This window comes from Streptodolium elevatio (assembly GCF_053592165.1).
Genome location: NZ_JBSFVE010000015.1, coordinates 31,632 through 49,224 on the forward strand (window position 1 = coordinate 31,632; position 17,593 = coordinate 49,224).

Sequence of the window (17,593 nt, forward strand, 5' to 3'; positions counted from 1 at the left end):
TCGGCGGGTCCGGTGCCATCGATGGGGTTCAACTGGGTCAGCGCTTCTCGATGACGATCTCGGAGATGACGACGTCGGTCTCGGGGCGGTCGGCGTCGGTGGGAACCGCCGCGATCGCGTCGACGACCTTGCGGCTCGCCTCGTCGGCGACCTCGCCGAAGATCGTGTGCTTGGCGTTCAGGTGCGGCGTCGGCCGGACCGTGACGAAGAACTGCGAGCCGTTGGTGCCGCGCCCGGCGTTCGCCATGGCCAGCAGGTACGGCTTGGAGAACTGCAGGTCGGGGTGGATCTCGTCGGCGAACTGGTAACCGGGGCCGCCGCTGCCGGTGCCGGTCGGGTCGCCGCCCTGGATCATGAAGCCGGCGATCACCCGGTGGAAGACCACACCGTTGTAGAGCGGGCCCTGACCCGGCTGCCCGGTGCGCGGGTCGGTCCACTCACGCGAGCCGTCCGCCAGGCCGACGAAGTTGGCGACCGTCTTCGGCGCGTGGTTCGGGAACAGCCTGACCTGGATGTCCCCGTGGTCGGTCTTGATGGTGGCGAGCAGCTCCTGCGGCACGGACAACCCTTTCTGCGTTTCCCTGCGCCCGTCCCGGACAATCTCCGGTCACGGAATCCTCGCACGCGCGGCGGTCCGCCGCGCAAACGTCACGGAGACCGCAGGGACCCGCTACTGGCGGAAGCACCCCCCCGATTGCACCAACAGGATATGAGATGACAATTCAGGCATGATCCGCTGGACCTCGGGAACAGATAGCGGATGTACCCGCCGAGGAGGAGGCTGTCGTGACCCGCTGGGAGCAGGCCCGCGACGCTGGTGACCGGACAGTCGTCTGGATCGCGCCACGCGCCGCGCACGCACGGAACGCCGCGGTGCACCATGCCGCCGACGCCCGGGACTGGGCGGCGCCACGTCTGGAACACGGCGTGGCGGTGGCACGGCGCCAAGCCCGCGACACGACGCGGGAACGCGTCGTACCGGCGGTGGCCGCCGCACGGATGAAGCTCACCGCCTTCGGCCGCGACACCGTGGCACCCGCCGTCGGCCCGCGCGCGCAGTACGCGATGGACACCGCCAAGCAGCGCGTGCAGGACGACGTCGTACCGCGCGTCAACCACGCCGCCGTGGCCGCCCGCGAGGCGGGGGAGCCGGTGCTCAACGAAGCCCGCTCGCGCGCCGAGGCGGCCGTCCTGGCGCTGCGCGGCGACGTCACCGCGGCCGAGATGAACAAGATCGTCAAGAAGAAGCGGCACAAGAAGCGCAACAGCTCGCTCGTCGTGCTTCTGGCCCTGGCCATCGGCGCGACGGCCGGCTGGGTCTGGTGGCAGCGGAAGGCCTCGGAGCCCGAGTGGAAGGCCGACGAGAGCCTGCCCATGCCCCCGGCCGGCCCGGACGCCTACCGCAGCGAACCCGCCGTCGACATGGCCGTCACCGACCCCGGCCACGTCGCCGAGGACGAGGACACCGACGAGATGCACACCGCGGGCTCCACCAAGGGCAAGCACCGCAACCGCAACAAGTCCTGACCCGTACCACTCGAAGGCCCGGAAGTCCTCATGGACGACCGGGCCTTCGCACGTCCGCAACACCCGCGCAAAAGTCGCCGGCGCACCCACCCCGAATCCGCGGACCGAACACGCAATCCGGCTGACCGCCCGGCCCGCGAGCCGAACGGCGCCGCCCCGCCCGCGAGACGGAACCCGTCGACACGGTCAGGGGGTGCGGGTAGCGAAGCCCCCGCCCGGCGGCGAAGCCGCCCGAGAAGCAACAAGGCGACCCGGCCCGCGCTTTCCGCGGGCGTAGGTCGCCTGTCGTCGAGTGGAGCCATGGGGACTCGAACCCCAGACATCTGCCTTGCAAAGGCAGCGCTCTACCAGCTGAGCTATGGCCCCTCGGGAGCCCTGCGCACCCCGCGACAGCGGTGGGCGCTCCGGGCGGTACGAGCATACCGAACAACGGCACGGCGGGCCCACGCATATCGCGGGCCCCGGCGTTCGGCCGGGACCCGCGTCTGCGATTCTCCGCGTGTGCGCGGCAGGGTCGTGCAGGGCCTCAGCGTGCCGAGGAACCCGCGGGGACCGGGTCGGTCGCCTCGGTCCACAGATCCTGCTCGGCACGGTCCGCCTGGATCTGCCGGTAGACCAACAGTCCGCCCACAGCGGCCAGGGCCACCAGGATCAGCTTCTTCATCGCGTGCCTCTCCGTCCTGCGAGTGACGTCCTCCCCAAGGCATCCGAGGAGCCTGGGATGGCGTCGACAATAACAGCTTGATTACCTTCAGGGGGACCCGTGGGGTACCGGCCACACCTCCACGGGGTCCTGCTCGGCGAGCGGCATTTCCGCCGCGATCTGCAACGCCCGCTCCTCGTTCTCGACGTCGAGAAGGTAGAAGCTGGCCATGTACTCCTTGGTCTCCAGGTACGGCCCGTCCGTGACCGCCGGGAGCCCGTCCCGGCGGCGCACCAGCCGCGCCTCGGCGGCGTCGCCGAGACCGTACGCCCCCAACAGCTCCCCCGTGGCACGGTACTTCGCGTTGAACGCGTCCTGCCGTGCCACCACCTCGGGCCACTCCTCGGGGGAGATCGACTCCCACTTCTCCTTGTTGCCGTAGATCATCAGCAGGTACTTCACCGCAGTCCTCCTGTCCCCCGAAGAACGATCAAGACCCTCAGCCGTCACCGGTCGGCGTGTGAACGTCCCCAGCGGGCGCGTCGATCGGCGCCGTTCCGCCCCGTCGCCGGAACGAGCAAGGCCACCGCCCCGGAACCGGAGTGGTGGCCTTGAATGCACGCAATTTGAGTGGGCCTAACAGGACTTGAACCTGTGGCCTCTTCCTTATCAGGGAAGCGCTCTAACCGTCTGAGCTATAGGCCCTCGTGGGCGTGCTCCAAGAGAGTACCGCACCCCGTCCCGCCCGCCAAAACGGGATTCGGCGAGGTGATTCGGGGTGCGGTTCCCGGGGTTCGGGGCGCGGTCAGTCCTCCTCGGCGAGGGTGACCTCGATGCCGCCGGTGAACGAGGCGGTCAGGTTGTAGAGGAACGCGCCGAGGGTCGCGAGGGCGGTCACGAGGACGACGTCGATGACCGCGATGGCGCTGCTGAAGACCATGGTGTTCTTCATCGACAGCGTGGACTTCAGGTCGAAGCCCTCGGGGTCCGTCTCCGACTGCGTGACCTCCTTGACGGTGCCGCCGAGGGAGTCGAAGACGCCGAGGCCGTCGAGGACCATCCACAACACGGTGACCGCGACGATGGTGACCACGCCCAGCGCGACGGACAGCAGGAAGCTGACCTTCATGACCGACCAGGGGTCCACTCGGGCGGCCTTCAGGCGGGCCCTGCGGGTGCGCGGGGCGGGGGTCACCGGGCGGGCGGCGGAGGCCGTACGCGCCGCGCCGGCGTGTGCGTTGTTCTGCCCCGTCGCCTGGGGCGGCTGGGGGTGGCCTGCCGCCGCGTCGGGGCGGGCGGTGGTCATGGTCGCGCCGCGCGCGTACCCGTCCACCGGGCCGGCCGGTTGGGCGGCCTGCGCCGCGGGGGCGTCCGCCCGGCGGGCGCGCGCGGCACCGCCCGTACCACCGGACTTGGCGCGGCCGCGCGTGGTGCCGGAGCCCGAACCCGAACCCGAGCCCGTACCGGCGGCGGTGGCGCCGGGGCGAGGCGGGGCGCCCGGCGGCGGACCGGCGGGCGGGGGAGGGGCCGCGGGCCGCGGGGGCACCGCGCCCGGATTGGCCGAGCCGGGTGCCGGCTCGGCGTGACCGCCCGGTCGATCCCGGTCCGCACGGCGGCTTCTCCCACCCGCCGAAGTCCGGTCTGTCGTCACGCGTCACCCTCCGGCTCGGAGGGCGCGACGACCACGCCCTCGATGTCCAGGTCGCCTTCGCCTTCGCCCTCCGGCTCAGGTTCGGCGTTCCGGGCGATGCCCACGACCGCATCGCCCTTCCCCAGGTTGATCAGCTGCACGCCCATCGTGTCACGCCCGGTGTCCCTAACCTCGGAAACACGGGTGCGGATCACACCCCCGCCGAGGGTGATGGCCAGGATTTCGTCCGTTACGTCCACCACCAGCGCGCCGACGAGTGAACCACGGTCCTCGACGATCTTCGCCGCCTTGATGCCCAGACCGCCGCGGCCTTGCACGCGGTACTCGTCGACACTGGTCCGCTTGGCGTAACCGCCGTCGGTGGCGGTGAAGACGAAGGTGTTCTCGCGTACCACGCTCATCGACAGCAGCTCGTCTCCCTCGCGGAAGCTCATGCCCTTCACCCCGGACGTTGCCCGGCCCATCGGCCGCAATGCCTCATCCGTCGCGGTGAACCGGATGGACTGCGCCTTCCGGCTGACGAGCAGCACGTCGTCGGTGGCGGAGACCAGTTCGGCGGCGATCAGCTCGTCGTCCGCACCGGCCTCGTCGGCACGCAGGTTGATGGCGATGACGCCCGCGCTGCGGTTGGTGTCGTACTCCTTGAGCGAGGTCTTCTTCACCAGGCCGGCCTTGGTGGCGAGCACGAGGTACGGCGCGACCTCGTAGTCCCGCAGGTCGAGCACCTGCGCGATCTTCTCGTCCGGCTGGAAGGCCAGCAGGTTCGCGACGTGCTGGCCGCGGGCGTCGCGGCCGGTGTCCGGCAGCTCGTACGCCTTCGCGCGGTACACCCGGCCCTTGTTCGTGAAGAACAGGATCCAGTGGTGCGTCGTCGTCACGAAGAAGTGGTCGACGATGTCGTCCTGCTTCAGCTGCGCGCCGCGCACCCCCTTGCCGCCGCGCTTCTGCGAGCGGTACAGGTCGGTGCGGGTGCGCTTGACGTAGCCGCCGCGCGTGATGGTGACGACGATGTCCTCTTCGGCGATGAGGTCCTCGATGGACATGTCGCCGTCGAACGGGATGAGCTGGCTGCGCCGGTCGTCGCCGTACTTGTCGACGATCGCGGCCAGTTCCTCGCTGATGATCTGCCGCTGCCGCTCGGGCGAGGCGAGGATCGCGTTGTACTCCGCGATTTTGGCCATCAGCTCGTCGTACTCCGCGGTGATCTTCTGCCGCTCCAGGGCCGCGAGGCGGCGGAGCTGCATCTCCAGGATCGCGTTGGCCTGGATCTCGTCGATCTCCAGGAGGCCCATCAGGCCGCTGCGCGCCTCGTCGACCGTCGCCGAGGCCCGGATCAGCGCGATGACCTCGTCGATCGCGTCGAGGGCCTTGAGCAGCGCGGTCAGGATGTGCGCGCGCTCCTGGGCCTTGCGCAGGCGGAAGCGCGTCCGCCGGACGATGACCTCGATCTGGTGCTCGACCCAGTAGCGGATGAACGCGTCGACCGACAGCGTGCGCGGCACACCGTCGACCAGCGCGAGCATGTTCGCGCCGAAGGTGTCCTGCAACTGGGTGTGCTTGTAGAGGTTGTTCAGCACGACCTTGGCGACCGCGTCGCGCTTGAGCACGATCACCAGGCGCTGGCCGGTGCGCGAGCTGGTCTCGTCGCGCACGTCCGCGATGCCCTGGACGCGGCCGTCCTTGACCAGTTCGGCGATCTTGAGCGCGAGGTTGTCCGGGTTGACCTGGTACGGGAGTTCGGTCACCACCAGGCACTGGCGGTTGTTGATCTCCTCGACCTCGACGACGGCGCGCATCGTGATCGAGCCGCGCCCGGTCCGGTACGCCTCCTCGATCCCGCGGCGGCCCACGATCAGCGCCCCGGTCGGGAAGTCCGGTCCCTTGATGCGCTCGATGAGCGCCTCGAGCAGCTCTTCCTGGCCGGCCTCGGGGTTGTCGAGGAGCCACTGGACGCCGGAGGCGACCTCGCGCAGGTTGTGCGGCGGGATGTTGGTCGCCATGCCGACCGCGATACCGGCTGAGCCGTTGACCAGCAGGTTCGGGAAGCGCGCCGGCAGGACCTCGGGCTCCTGCTGGCGGCCGTCGTAATTGGGCCCGAAATCGACGGTCTCCTCGTCGATGTCGCGCATCATCTCCATGGCCAGCGGGGCCATGCGGCACTCGGTGTAGCGCATCGCCGCGGCGGGGTCGTTGCCCGGCGAGCCGAAGTTGCCGTTGCCGTCCACGAGCGGCATACGCATCGACCACGGCTGCGCGAGGCGTACCACGGTGTCGTAGATCGAGGTGTCGCCGTGCGGGTGGTACGAGCCCATCACGTCGCCGACGACGCGGGCGCACTTGTAGTAGCCCTTCTCGGGGCGGTAGCCCCCGTCGTACATCGCGTACAGCACGCGGCGGTGCACCGGCTTGAGGCCGTCACGGACCTCGGGAAGCGCGCGTCCGACGATCACGCTCATCGCGTAGTCGAGGTACGAGCGCTGCATCTCCGTCTCGAGCTCGACCTCCTCGATGCGGTCGGTCGTGGGAGGGGGGGTCGCGTCGACCATCTCTGGTCCGGTTCCTTTCGCACTGCGGCGTACCGCGTTCGGATGTTCAAGTGTGGGTACGCCGCGTGACCTGTCGAGGCGTCAGACGGAAGCTGTGGACGAACCGGTTGCGCCGCCACCGGATTTCCCGGCGAACCGGCGGCGCAGACCGGGTCAGATGTCCAGGAAGCGCACGTCCTTGGCGTTGCGCTGGATGAACGAGCGGCGCGCCTCGACGTCCTCGCCCATGAGGATCGAGAAGAGGTCGTCGGCGCGGGCCGCGTCTTCGAGCGTGACCTGCAGCAGCACGCGGTGCTCGGTGTCCATGGTGGTGACGCGCAGTTCCTCGGCGTTCATCTCGCCGAGGCCCTTGAAGCGCTGGATCGCGTCGTCCTTGGGGAGCTTGCGGCCGGCCTCCCGGCCCATCTGGAGGAAGGCGTCGCGTTCGCGGTCGGAGTACGCGTACTGCAGGTCGTCCTTGCTCCACTTGATCTTGTAGAGCGGCGGCTGCGCGAGGTACACGTGCCCGGCCTCGACCAGCGGGCGCATGAAGCGGAACAGCAGGGTGAGCAGCAGGGTGCGGATGTGCTGGCCGTCGACGTCGGCGTCGGCCATCAGCACGATCTTGTGGTACCGCAGCTTCTCGATGTCGAAGTCGTCGTGGATGCCGGTGCCGAACGCCGAGATGAGTGCCTGGACCTCGGTGTTCTGCAGCACGCGGTCGATGCGCGCCTTCTCGACGTTCAGGATCTTGCCGCGGATCGGCAGGATCGCCTGGAACATCGGGTTGCGGCCGGATTTGGCGGAGCCGCCGGCCGAGTCGCCCTCGACGATGAAGATCTCGCACTTGGTCGGGTCGTTGCTCTGGCAGTCGGAGAGCTTGCCGGGCAGCGACGCGGTCTCCAGCAGGCCCTTGCGGCGCGTCAGGTCGCGGGCCTTGCGGGCCGCGACGCGCGCGGTGGCCGCCTGGATGGACTTGCGTACGATGTCGGCCGCTTCGTTGGGATTGCGGTCGAACCAGTCCGCCAGGTGCTCGTGCACGACCTTCTGCACAAAGGTCTTGGCCTCGGTGTTGCCGAGCTTGTCCTTGGTCTGGCCCTCGAACTGCGGCTCCGCCAGCTTGACCGAGATGATCGCGGTCAGGCCCTCGCGGATGTCCTCGCCGGAGAGGTTGTCGTCCTTGTCCTTGAGCAGCTTCTTGTCGCGCGCATAGCGGTTGACCCACGAGGTCAGCGCGGAGCGGAAGCCCTCTTCGTGGGTGCCGCCGCCGTGCGTGTGGATCGTGTTCGCGAAGCTGTAGATGCCCTCGGTGTACTGCGAGTTCCACTGCATCGCGACCTCGACCGAGATCTTGCGGTCGGTGTCCTCCGCCTCGAAGTCGATCACCGACTTGTGGATCGGCTCGCCCTTGCGCGAGTTGAGGTACGTGACGAAGTCCGAAATACCACCTTCGTAGTGGTATGTCACCGAACGCTGCGTCTCGTCCTCGGGCATGTGGTCGGGCCGCTCGTCGGTCAGGACGATCGTCAGGCCCTTGTTCAGGAACGCCATCTCCTGGAACCGGCGCGACAGCGTCTCGAACGAGTAGACCGTCGTCTCGAAGATGTCCGGGTCGGCCCAGAACGTGACGCGCGTCCCGGTGTCCGTGGTCGCCTCGTGCTTCGCCAACGGCTCGACAGGCGCCCCGTAGTGGTACTCCTGCGTCCAGCGGAAGCCGTCGCGGCGGATCTCCACCGCGAGCTTCGTGGACAGCGCGTTGACCACCGAGACGCCGACGCCGTGCAGACCGCCGGAGACCGCGTACCCGCCGCCGCCGAACTTGCCGCCCGCGTGCAGCACGGTCAGCACCAGCTCCACCGCCGGGCGCTTCTCCACGGGGTGCAGGTCGACGGGGATGCCGCGGCCGTTGTCGAGCACGCTGACGCCGCCGTCGGCGAGCAGCGTGATCTCGATGCGGTCGTTGTAGCCGGCCAAGGCCTCGTCCACCGCGTTGTCCACAACCTCGGCGACGAGGTGGTGCAGGCCGCGCTCACCGGTGGACCCGATGTACATGCCCGGGCGCTTGCGGACCGCGTCCAGCCCTTCGAGCACCTGGATGTTGCTCGCGTCGTACGACGCGCCGTTCGACGAGGGCGCCCCGCTGCCGGAAGGCTCGGCCACGTTGTTCTCCTTGGGGTTGCCGGGGTCGGCCACAAAGCGCCCTTTCTGGCACAGCACGGCTCCCTGCCCTGGGAGCACGGTCGGAGGGACCGCCCGAACCGGCACGAGGCCGGCCCGACGTCACCCCGGGCACGGAGCCGCGGAAGTCGACACTGGATCCGCCGTAGCGGGATTGCCTCCATAGTCTACCGGTCCGAGCGACACAAAGACCGGTTACCAAGGGGCCTGAGTTCGCGTGTGGCGTCCTGGGAGACCTTTCCACAAGTCCCCCCATGCGTATGGGGGTGTTTCGGGGCTCTCATGGCCGCTGGCGCGCCTTGACCCGCGTCCGCCATGACAGGGTGTCAGGTGGGTGCGACAGCCGGTTGGCGCGCACCGCGCCCCCCTTCGGCGAAGGGCTGCCGCCCGTGTGCGGGTACCGTCCGCCCTCGGTACGGGCAAGCCGGTCTCCCGGTTCAGAACCCGGTCGGGCCCGGTTCAGGAGCCCGCGCTCCAGCGCCCGCGGCGCCGCTCGCCGGCGGGACCGCGCACCTCGATATAGGTGACCGTGCCGTCCCCGAGCTCCTGGTTGATGCGCGCGAGCAGCTTGGGGGCGAGCCAACGCACGTGCGTGGCGTAGTTGTCCGAGTCGGTACGCACCACGAGGCGGCCGTCCTCGAACTTCTCCGGCGCGCAGTGCGCCGCGATGCCGGGACCGACGATGTCCGTCCAACGGCCCATCACCCCGTGCACGGCCGCCGGTGTCTGCCAGCCGCGTTCGGCGATCATGCGCCCCATGACGCGGCGCAGCGGCTGCGGGTCGCGGTCGTCGGGGCCGGAGCCGCTGCGGCGCAGGCCGCGCCTGCCGTCCCGCCGCTCCTGCTGCTGCTCGTGTCTACTACGCGCCTGCGCGCGCGCCTGCATGAGCGCGGCGCGCGCGAGGTCGATGCCCTTCTTCTCCACACCGTCCGCGGTCGCCGGTGTGGACGCGCTTGTGGACGAACTCGCGGACACGCCCGCCGAAGCACCTGTGGACAGGCTCGCGGACGGCGGGGCGTCGTCGGACGGCCCGGCCTGCCCCGGGAGTTCGGCGCCGCCGGACGCCCCCGGGGATCCTGCCCCGATCGGCCCTCCGCTCATACCGTCCTCCGGACCTCGCCCGCGGCCACCGTGAACCGCGCGCCTTCGAGAGCGGCCGGCACGTCCTCCTCGACGGCGGCGGTGACCAGCACCTGTTCGCCCGGCGCCACCAGCGCCGCGAGCCGTTCGCGGCGGCGCACGTCCAGTTCGGCGAACACGTCGTCGAGGATCAGCACCGGCTCACCGCCGTCGGAGCGGAGCAGTTCGTACGACGCGAGCCGCAGCGCGAGCGCGTACGACCACGATTCGCCGTGGCTGGCATAGCCCTTCGCGGGCAGCGGCCCCAACTTGAGGAGCATGTCGTCGCGGTGCGGCCCGACCAGGGTGACGCCGCGTTCGATCTCCTGGGGACGCTGCCGCTCGATCGCCGCGGCCAGCGCGTCGTGGATCAATTGGCGGTCCGCGGGGAGCGGTTCGTCGCCTATGGAGCTGCGGTACTCGAGCAGTGTCGGGCCGCCGCCCGAGGACAGCACGTCGTAGGACTTGTCCACCAACGGCTGCAGGACTGTGGACAGTTCGATGCGGGCTGCGGTCAATTCCGCGCCCGCGACGGCGAGATGCGAATCCCAGACGTCGAGCGTGCTCAGCGACGCGTTGCGGCCGCCCGCGCGACGGGCCATCGCCGCGGTACGCAGCAGCGCATTGCGCTGCTTGAGCACACGGTCGTAGTCCTGCCGTACGCCCAGCATGCGTGGCGCCCGCGCGGTCAGGAGCTCGTCGAGGAAGCGCCGCCGCTCGCCCGGGTCGCCCTTCACGAGTGCCAGGTCCTCGGGAGCGAACAGCACGGTGCGCAGCAGGCCGAGGATCTCGCGGGGCTTGGGCACGGGGGAGCGGTTGACGCGAGCGCGGTTCGCGCGCCCCGGGTTGATCTCCAACTCGGCCAGCGTGGTCCGGCCGTCGCGGACGATGCCGGCGCGCACATACGCCCGTTCGGCACCGAGCCGGACCAGCGGGGCGTCGTTGGCGACCCGGTGGCTGCCGAGCGTGGCGAGGTAGCCGATCGCCTCGACGAGGTTGGTCTTGCCCTGGCCGTTGGGCCCGACGAACGCGGTGACGCCCGGATCGAGCGGGACCTCGACCCGGGCGTACGACCGGAAGTCGGCGAGTGAAAGGTGCGCGACGTGCATGGCTGACGATACGGCGCCTGCGCGCCGGCCTCCCCTCGCTGTGGAAAACCGTGGTGCCGTCGTTCCGGGGGCTGGCCCGCGGCCGCCGGCTACTTGCTGGACTCGACCGCGTGGCCGCCGAATTGGTTGCGCAGCGCGGCGACCATCTTCATCGAGGGGGAGTCGTCCTGCCGCGACGCGAAGCGCGCGAACAGCGACGCGGTGATCGCGGGCAGCGGGACGGCCAGGTCGATCGCCGCCTCCACAGTCCATCGGCCCTCGCCGGAGTCCTGTGCATACCCCTTGAGCTTGGCCAGGTGCTCATCCTCGTCTAGCGCGCGCACCGCCAGGTCGAGCAGCCACGAGCGGATGACGGTGCCCTCCTGCCAGCTGCGGAAGACCTCGCGTACGTCGGTGACCTCGTCCGACGCCTCCATCAGCTCCCAGCCCTCGGCGAACGCCTGCATCATGGCGTACTCGATGCCGTTGTGGACCATCTTGGCGAAGTGCCCGGCACCGACCTTGCCGGCGTGCACGAAGCCGGAGTCGCCCTCGGGCTTGAGCGCGTCGAAGATCGGCTGGACCTTCGCGACGTCCTCGTCGGTGCCGCCGCACATGAGGGCGTAGCCGTTCTCCAGGCCCCACACGCCGCCGCTGACACCGCAGTCGACGAAGCCGATGTTCTTGTCGCCCAGGGTCTTGCCGTGCTCGATGTCGTCCGTGTAGCGCGAGTTGCCGCCGTCGACGACGACGTCACCGGGGGAGAGGAGTTCCGCCAGCTCGTCGATGGTGGAGGCGGTCGGCCCTCCGGCCGGGACCATCACCCACACCACGCGCGGCGCGGGCAGGCTGTCCACAAGCGCCTTGAGGCTGTCCACATCGGCGACATCGGGGTTGCGGTCGTAGCCGACGACCGTGTGGCCGGCGCGGCGGATCCGCTCGCGCATGTTGCCGCCCATCTTGCCGAGACCGACGAGTCCGAGCTCCATGTCCTGCTTCCTTCGTTCGCTGCCCTGATGCCGATGGGTTACGGCACCGTCTGCTGGTGCCCTTTGTGGGGGCGTTCAGACATCGGTGTGCCGGTGCGGGCGCCGGGAAGGTACCCGGAAGGCCCAGAACACGCCCGAATGCCCGCGGCATTCCTGCCGCGGGCCTCGTACGCGTCCATACGGATCACGTCAGCGGGCTCAGCCGGAGAGCCGGACCGGCATGATCAAGTAGCGGTACTCGTCGGTGGCCTCGGCGTCCATGTCGGGCTTGCCGGTCATCACCGCGGGCTTGGTCGACGTCGTGAAGGACAGCTGGGCGACCGGCGAGTCGATCGCGCTCAGGCCGTCGAGCAGGAAGGCCGGGTTGAAGGCGATGGAGATGTCGTCGCCGGTCAGCGACGCGTCCAACGCCTCGGAGGCCTGGGCCTCGTCGCCCGATCCCGCTTCCAGCACGAGACGGCCGTCGCTGAAGGTCAGGCGCACCGGGGTGTTGCGCTCGGCGACCAGCGAGACGCGCTTGACGGCGTCCACGAACGGCGCGGTCCCGACGGTCGCGACGGTCGCGGACTCACCCGGGAACAGCGCGCGGTACTTGGGGAATTCGCCTTCCAGCAGGCGGGTGGTGGTACGCCGCCCCGCGCCCTCGAAGCCGATCATGCCCTCGCCGAGCTTGTCGCCGGCCAGGGCGATCTGGATGCTGTCGCCGTTGGTCAGCGCCTTGGCGGTGTCGTTCAGCGTCTTCGCGGGCACCAGTGCGATCGAGGACAGGCCCGGCTGGTCCGGCTTCCACAGGAACTCGCGGACGGCGAGCCGGTAGCGGTCGGTCGCGGCGAGCGTGACCGTGTCGCCCTCGATCTCGATGCGCACACCGGTGAGCATCGGCAGCGTGTCGTCACGACCGGCGGCGATGGCCACCTGGGCCACCGCGGCGGCGAAGACATCGCCGGCCACCGAGCCGGCGGCGGTGGGCATTTCGGGGAGCGACGGGTAGTCCTCCACAGGAAGTGTGGGGAGTGTGAACCGCGCGCTGCCGCACACCACGGCCACCTTTGCACCGTCTGTGGACACCTCCACCGGGCGGTTCGGCAAGCTGCGGCAGATGTCGGCGAGCAGGCGGCCGGAGACGAGGATGCGGCCCGCGTCCTCGATGTCGGCCTCGATCCCCACCCTCGCCGACACCTCGTAGTCGAAGCTCGACAGGGTCAGCGACCCGTCGCCCGCCTCAAGGAGCAGGCCGGCCAGCACGGGGACGGCGGGCCTGGCCGGGAGGCTCCGGGCGGTCCACGCCACCGCGTCCGCCAGAACGTCACGCTCGACCCGGAACTTCACCGGTCACCGCCTCCTGCTGCTGCCGCTTGCCTGATGTCTGGCACTGGATGTGTGCCCACAGTCTGACGCACCGGGCCGACAGCCCGCTCGCACCCCTCGCTGCGGCGTGGTCCACAGATCGGCGCCCACCCCACCTTTAGACGATCAATCCCAGGGTTATCTAGGTAGTCGTAGTAGTAGGGGGTGTGGATACCGTGGATAACCGTTGTCTGCGCAGGTCAGAGCCACAATTTTGTCCACTTCAGGGGTGTGGGTAACCGGTGGACAAACCCCCTGTCGCTGTGGACGACGGAATCCGCTCCACAGGCCGTCCCCAGCCTTACCCCCAGTTGTCCCCAATCAATCCCCAACTTGGCAACGGGTTGTCCCCATGGTTTGTGTGCCCTCATCGGCCAGGTATTCACTGGATCGGGTGAAAGGGCCCGGTCTGTGGACAGTTCCGTGGACAACCTGGGGACAACCGGCCCGATGCGGTGGACAACCGGTGGACAACCGGTGGACCGGGAGTGTGGACAAGTGTGCGCCGAAGGTTGTCCACAGAGTGTGGACAGTCGCGATGCACAGATCCACAGGGGGATGACCAGGCTGTTCGAGTGCGGCGTACCCAGCCCCTGTGGGCAACCCGGGTGACGCACAGTCTTCCCCACGGTGTGGACGCCGGTTTCCCCGCTTGTCGGTGGATAACTCGGCCGATCGGGGGACGATGAGACGAAAGTCACACTGCTGCAAGGCAGTTGGAGGCGCTCGGGGAAGCCGTTCGGGGCTGTCGGAGGGGCATTACGAGGCTTCTCGGGACCGCGGGGAGGTTCCGGGACGTGCCACAGACACACCCCACAGGCACGCCACAGGCAGGCTGAGGACAGCCCAGGGGCCAAGGGGCCGGCCTGGGGACAAGCGGGGGAGACAGGCCGGTCACAAGGCCGGGGACAGACCAAAGGCCCGTCCCCGGGGCGGGAGCGGGCCTGCGAGCGAACTGGCGAACGGGCGAACTGGCGTACGACGGCGGGCGGTTGGCGGCCACCCGCCGCGGGCTCAGCTCTTGATGCGGTTGGTCAGCTCGGTGACCTGGTTGTAGATCGAGCGCCGTTCGGCCATCAGGGAGCGGATCTTGCGGTCCGCGTGCATCACCGTCGTGTGGTCGCGGCCGCCGAACTGCGCGCCGATCTTGGGCAGCGACAGATCGGTGAGCTCACGGCACAGGTACATGGCGATCTGACGGGCCGTCACCAGCACCCGGCTGCGCGAAGTCCCGCACAGGTCCTCGACGGAGAGGCCGAAGTACGACGCGGTGTGCGCCATGATCGTGCCCGCCGTGATCTCCGGGCCGGCGCTGTCCGGGATGAGGTCCTTCAGCACGATCTCGGTGAGCTGGAGGTCGACCGGCTGCCGGTTCAGGCTCGCGAAGGCGGTGACGCGGATCAGCGCACCCTCGAGCTCACGGATGTTCCGCGAAATCTTGCTGGCGATGTACTCCAGGACGTCCGGGGGAGCGTTGAGCCCCTCCTGGATCGCCTTCTTGCGGAGGATCGCGATGCGTGTCTCCAGCTCAGGCGGCTGCACATCGGTGATGAGACCCCACTCGAAGCGGTTCCGCAACCGGTCTTCCAGAGTCACGAGTTGCTTGGGCGGCCGGTCCGACGAGATGACGATCTGCTTGTTGGCGTTGTGGAGCGTATTGAAGGTGTGGAAGAACTCCTCCTGCGTCTGCTCCTTCGTCTCCAGGAACTGGATGTCGTCGACGAGCAGGACGTCCACATCGCGGTAGCGGCGTCGGAAGCCGTCGGCCTTGCCGTCGCGGATCGAGTTGATGAACTCGTTGGTGAACTCCTCGGAACTCACGTACCGCACCCGGGTCCCGGGGTAGAGGCTGCGCGCGTAGTGCCCGATCGCGTGCAGGAGGTGGGTCTTGCCGAGGCCGGACTCGCCGTAGATGAACAGCGGGTTGTACGCCTTGGCCGGCGCCTCGGCGACCGCGACCGCCGCCGCATGGGCGAACCGGTTGCTGGACCCGATGACGAACGTCTCGAAGAGGTACTTCGGATTCAGCCGGGCGGCCGGCTCGTTCTCCTTGCCCGGCGAAAGCTGCTCGCGGCCGGTTCCAGGACGCGCATCGGGCCGGGCACTGGGCCGCGCGGGTGACGACGGCATTCTGTCGTCGGATCCATGAATCGAATTGTCCACAAAGCTGTGGACAGCCGCTGTGGAAAAAGTCCCCGGTGCGTTGATCACAGGAGCGTTGATCAGATCATCGCGCCCCGAGAACAGCGTGCCCTCTTCCGCCGGAATTGATGCGCCGGGCGTTTTGTGGTCACTTGATGCGCCACCCTGCCCCGGCATTTCCCCGCCGGGGGATTTCTGCGCGGGCAGCGGCGAACCGTGGTCGGGATCGTGGCCGTTCGGACCGCGGTGGTCCTCCTGCCCGAACTGGCCGGGGCGGTACGGCGTGTCGCCGCCGTAGCGGTGCTCCGACGCGTACGGGTCCTGGCCGTACCCGTCCTGCGGGTACCGGCCGGGGCCGTAGCGGTCCGGCCCGTAGCCGCCCTGGTCGTACTGCTCGCGCGGATCCCGCTCGCGGTGGTCCCGCGGGTCCCGGCCGTCCCGGGGGTCACGAGGATCCCGAGGGTCGCGGGGATCACGGGTGTCGCGCGCATCGCGCTGGTCCCGCAGATCCCGCGGGTCGTACTGCGGCTCGCGCGGGTCCCGCTGCGGGTACCGCGGCGCGGGCCCGTAGCGGTCTGGCCGGTAGTCCTGGGCATAGGGGTCGCTGCCCGGGTACGGCTCAGGGCGGTAGTGCTGCGGCGGACCGTAGGAGTCCTGCTGTGGATAGGACTCCTGTTGATACGGCTCTTGTTGATAGGGCTCCGGCTGGTACCCCTCCTGGCCGTACGCCGCCTCGCCCGCCGCACCCGGCTCCACCGTCACCGCGAAGGTGATGGCCCGCCCGAAGCCCTGGCTCAGCGTGTCCGTCACCATGTGCCGCAGCCGCCCGTCGAGCACCTGCTTCGCGAACTCGTTGGGCGCCGCCAGCAATACGGTGTCGGAGATCAACGCGAGCGGTTGCGTGCGCTGCAACCACGAGCGGTCCTTGGCCTCGACGCTTTCATCTGTGGCCAGTCGTTCCAGGAACCGTGCCCACACTGCGGCGAGGTCGCTGGTGATGTCAGCCACGGGTGCACGCTCTTTCTTGCGTCGTTACGGGGCGGCGGGCCGATCGCGTCGATCGTGACGACCGGAAAGTCGATCGGGAGGGCCGTCACCGAATGCGGGGGCGGGCGACGGGGAGCAGAACCCACCACGGTAGTCGTCGGGCGGGCCCCGGCTCAACCCGTTGTCCACAGGCTGTGAATACGGTGTCTTCCCAGCTAGACGGCGTACACTGCGGGCTGGGACGCCCTCGGGGGCGTCGGCCGGGGCCTTCGCCCGGAGACGCGGTCGTGTCCCCCATTTGACCGCAACGGGCGTTGGTACGTACCGTAAGCCGGTCTAGTTGTCGACGACCGCTGCCGCATGTCCGTAAATGCCCTGCGGACGTTCGGTGATGGTTGGCGGCAAATCCCGCCAGCCTCCGAGTCAAATCCTGGAGCCCCCGAGTGAGCAAGCGCACCTTCCAGCCGAACAACCGTCGCCGGGCGAAGACCCACGGGTTCCGGCTGCGCATGCGCACCCGCGCCGGCCGCGCCATCCTGGCTGCCCGCCGCCGCAAGGGTCGCGCCGAGCTGTCCGCCTGATCTTCGGTGCGGAGAGGAGGCGGTTCACCGTGCTCCCTCCCGCCAACCGGCTGAGGCGCCGCGACGAGTTCGCCGTGGCCGTCCGACGCGGACGACGCGCCGGACGACCGCTGCTCGTGGTTCACATCGCACGGCCCGGCAGTTCCACGGACCCGCACGTGTCCGCAGGGGAGACCCCGCCGCCGCGTGCGGGTTTCGTCGTGAGCAAGGCCGTCGGGCCGGCGGTGGTGCGCAACCGCGTCAAGCGCCGCCTCCGCCATCTGGTCCGAGACCGTCTGGCGTTGCTGCCGGAAGGTAGCCTGGTCGTGGTACGCGCCCTGCCGTCGGCGGCCGATGCCGGGTTCGCCGAACTCGCCGGCGACCTGGATGCGGCACTGGGCCGACTGCTCGGTCGTTCCAAGGAGACACACGCGGCACCCCCGCCGTCGGGTGACACCGAGGCCCGGACAGGGGCCCAGCCAGGGGCGAGGCCATGAAGTACCTGCTCATGGGGCTCATCAGGCTCTATCAGTGGACGATCAGTCCGATGCTGGGGCCGGTGTGCCGGTTCTACCCGAGCTGCTCGCGCTACGGGTACGAGGCGATCTCCACGCACGGCGCGATCAAAGGCACGTACCTGACCGTGTGGCGCATCCTGCGCTGCAACCCCTGGAACGCCGGTGGAGTCGATCCCGTGCCGCCGCGTACCCGCCGCCCATGGCGTCTCCGGTCCTCCGGGGCAGCCCCCGAGGCGCAGAAGACCTCCCGTACCGAGTGCGTCGCCGAGCACGGCGATCACGTGCACGGTGCGCACACCATCGCCCGAGGAGCCTGACC

The 17,593-nt window shown here is 69.5% G+C and carries 14 protein-coding genes, 2 tRNA genes and 1 pseudogene; 4 read left to right on the top strand and 13 right to left on the bottom strand.

Features of this window, described 5'->3' with window-relative positions:
* Window positions 1-37 precede the first annotated feature (37 nt).
* Window positions 38-559 carry a peptidylprolyl isomerase gene (locus ACWD12_RS25635; RefSeq protein ID WP_358356469.1) on the bottom strand — a complete coding sequence of 174 codons (522 nt, stop codon included), beginning with the start codon at window positions 557-559 and terminating at the stop codon, window positions 38-40.
* A gap of 227 nt (window positions 560-786) precedes the next feature.
* Here ACWD12_RS25635 and ACWD12_RS25640 point away from each other — a divergent pair, with 227 nt between their 5' ends.
* Complete coding sequence (locus ACWD12_RS25640; RefSeq protein WP_450101526.1) at window positions 787-1,527, top strand: DUF5324 family protein; 741 nt, start codon at window positions 787-789, stop codon at window positions 1,525-1,527.
* Window positions 1,528-1,820: 293 nt separating this feature from the next.
* Here ACWD12_RS25640 and ACWD12_RS25645 read toward each other — a convergent pair.
* The 12 genes from ACWD12_RS25645 to dnaA form a co-directional block, all read right to left on the bottom strand.
* Window positions 1,821-1,893, bottom strand: a tRNA-Ala gene (locus ACWD12_RS25645).
* 160 nt (window positions 1,894-2,053) lie between these two features.
* Complete coding sequence (locus tag ACWD12_RS25650) at window positions 2,054-2,191, bottom strand: DLW-39 family protein (protein ID WP_358356466.1); 138 nt, start codon at window positions 2,189-2,191, stop codon at window positions 2,054-2,056.
* An 87-nt stretch (window positions 2,192-2,278) separates the two neighbouring features.
* Window positions 2,279-2,632 (bottom strand): YciI family protein, encoded by a 354-nt coding sequence (locus ACWD12_RS25655; protein ID WP_358356464.1) that lies wholly within the window; start codon window positions 2,630-2,632, stop codon window positions 2,279-2,281.
* A gap of 169 nt (window positions 2,633-2,801) precedes the next feature.
* Window positions 2,802-2,875: transfer RNA gene (locus ACWD12_RS25660), tRNA-Ile, on the bottom strand.
* A gap of 100 nt (window positions 2,876-2,975) precedes the next feature.
* Window positions 2,976-3,716 carry a DUF3566 domain-containing protein gene (locus ACWD12_RS25665; RefSeq protein ID WP_358356462.1) on the bottom strand — a complete coding sequence of 247 codons (741 nt, stop codon included), beginning with the start codon at window positions 3,714-3,716 and terminating at the stop codon, window positions 2,976-2,978.
* Between the two features lie 101 nt (window positions 3,717-3,817).
* A complete protein-coding gene (gene gyrA / locus ACWD12_RS25670; RefSeq protein WP_358356460.1) occupies window positions 3,818-6,367 on the bottom strand; it encodes a DNA gyrase subunit A in 2,550 nt (849 codons plus the stop codon).
* Window positions 6,368-6,520: 153 nt separating this feature from the next.
* Window positions 6,521-8,563, bottom strand: coding sequence for a DNA topoisomerase (ATP-hydrolyzing) subunit B (gene gyrB / locus ACWD12_RS25675; protein ID WP_358356458.1), 2,043 nt, complete (start codon window positions 8,561-8,563; stop codon window positions 6,521-6,523).
* A 420-nt stretch (window positions 8,564-8,983) separates the two neighbouring features.
* The gene (locus tag ACWD12_RS25680; RefSeq protein ID WP_450101527.1) at window positions 8,984-9,625 is read right to left on the bottom strand and encodes a DUF721 domain-containing protein; all 642 of its coding nucleotides are present in this window, start codon (window positions 9,623-9,625) and stop codon (window positions 8,984-8,986) included.
* On the bottom strand, window positions 9,622-10,752 hold the full coding sequence (recF, locus tag ACWD12_RS25685; RefSeq protein WP_450101528.1) for a DNA replication/repair protein RecF: 1,131 nt from the start codon (window positions 10,750-10,752) through the stop codon (window positions 9,622-9,624). Before recF ends, ACWD12_RS25680 begins: the two co-directional genes overlap by 4 nt.
* Window positions 10,753-10,841: 89 nt before the next feature.
* Window positions 10,842-11,720 carry a phosphogluconate dehydrogenase (NAD(+)-dependent, decarboxylating) gene (gene gnd / locus ACWD12_RS25690; protein WP_358356453.1) on the bottom strand — a complete coding sequence of 293 codons (879 nt, stop codon included), beginning with the start codon at window positions 11,718-11,720 and terminating at the stop codon, window positions 10,842-10,844.
* A gap of 198 nt (window positions 11,721-11,918) precedes the next feature.
* Window positions 11,919-13,049, bottom strand: a complete 1,131-nt coding sequence (gene dnaN / locus ACWD12_RS25695) for a DNA polymerase III subunit beta (RefSeq protein ID WP_358356451.1) — start codon at window positions 13,047-13,049, stop codon at window positions 11,919-11,921.
* A gap of 1,032 nt (window positions 13,050-14,081) precedes the next feature.
* Window positions 14,082-16,217 carry a chromosomal replication initiator protein DnaA gene (gene dnaA / locus ACWD12_RS25700; RefSeq protein WP_358356449.1) on the bottom strand — a complete coding sequence of 712 codons (2,136 nt, stop codon included), beginning with the start codon at window positions 16,215-16,217 and terminating at the stop codon, window positions 14,082-14,084.
* 422 nt (window positions 16,218-16,639) lie between these two features.
* On the opposite strand from dnaA, the gene rpmH reads away from it, so the two are divergent.
* The 3 genes and pseudogenes from rpmH to yidD all read left to right on the top strand — a co-directional run bounded on the left by rpmH (window position 16,640) and on the right by yidD (window position 17,591).
* Window positions 16,640-16,777, top strand: coding sequence for a 50S ribosomal protein L34 (gene rpmH, locus ACWD12_RS25705; RefSeq protein ID WP_010849920.1), 138 nt, complete (start codon window positions 16,640-16,642; stop codon window positions 16,775-16,777).
* Between the two features lie 29 nt (window positions 16,778-16,806).
* Window positions 16,807-17,169, top strand: a pseudogene (gene rnpA / locus ACWD12_RS25710) (ribonuclease P protein component); the annotation flags it as partial.
* A gap of 80 nt (window positions 17,170-17,249) precedes the next feature.
* Window positions 17,250-17,591, top strand: a complete 342-nt coding sequence (gene yidD / locus ACWD12_RS25715; protein ID WP_358356443.1) for a membrane protein insertion efficiency factor YidD — start codon at window positions 17,250-17,252, stop codon at window positions 17,589-17,591.
* The last annotated feature ends 2 nt before the right edge of the window (window positions 17,592-17,593 follow it).

What these genes read in the sequence shown, in the direction of transcription:
- recF (WP_450101528.1), bottom strand. Translation starts at nt 10,752, where the DNA reads ATGCACGTCGCGCACCTTTCACTCGCCGACTTCCGGTCGTACGCCCGG.
- ACWD12_RS25680 (WP_450101527.1), bottom strand. Translation starts at nt 9,625, where the DNA reads ATGAGCGGAGGGCCGATCGGGGCAGGATCCCCGGGGGCGTCCGGCGGC.
- yidD (WP_358356443.1), top strand. Translation starts at nt 17,250, where the DNA reads ATGAAGTACCTGCTCATGGGGCTCATCAGGCTCTATCAGTGGACGATC.
- gyrA (WP_358356460.1), bottom strand. Translation starts at nt 6,367, where the DNA reads ATGGTCGACGCGACCCCCCCTCCCACGACCGACCGCATCGAGGAGGTC.
- gnd (WP_358356453.1), bottom strand. Translation starts at nt 11,720, where the DNA reads ATGGAGCTCGGACTCGTCGGTCTCGGCAAGATGGGCGGCAACATGCGC.
- ACWD12_RS25650 (WP_358356466.1), bottom strand. Translation starts at nt 2,191, where the DNA reads ATGAAGAAGCTGATCCTGGTGGCCCTGGCCGCTGTGGGCGGACTGTTG.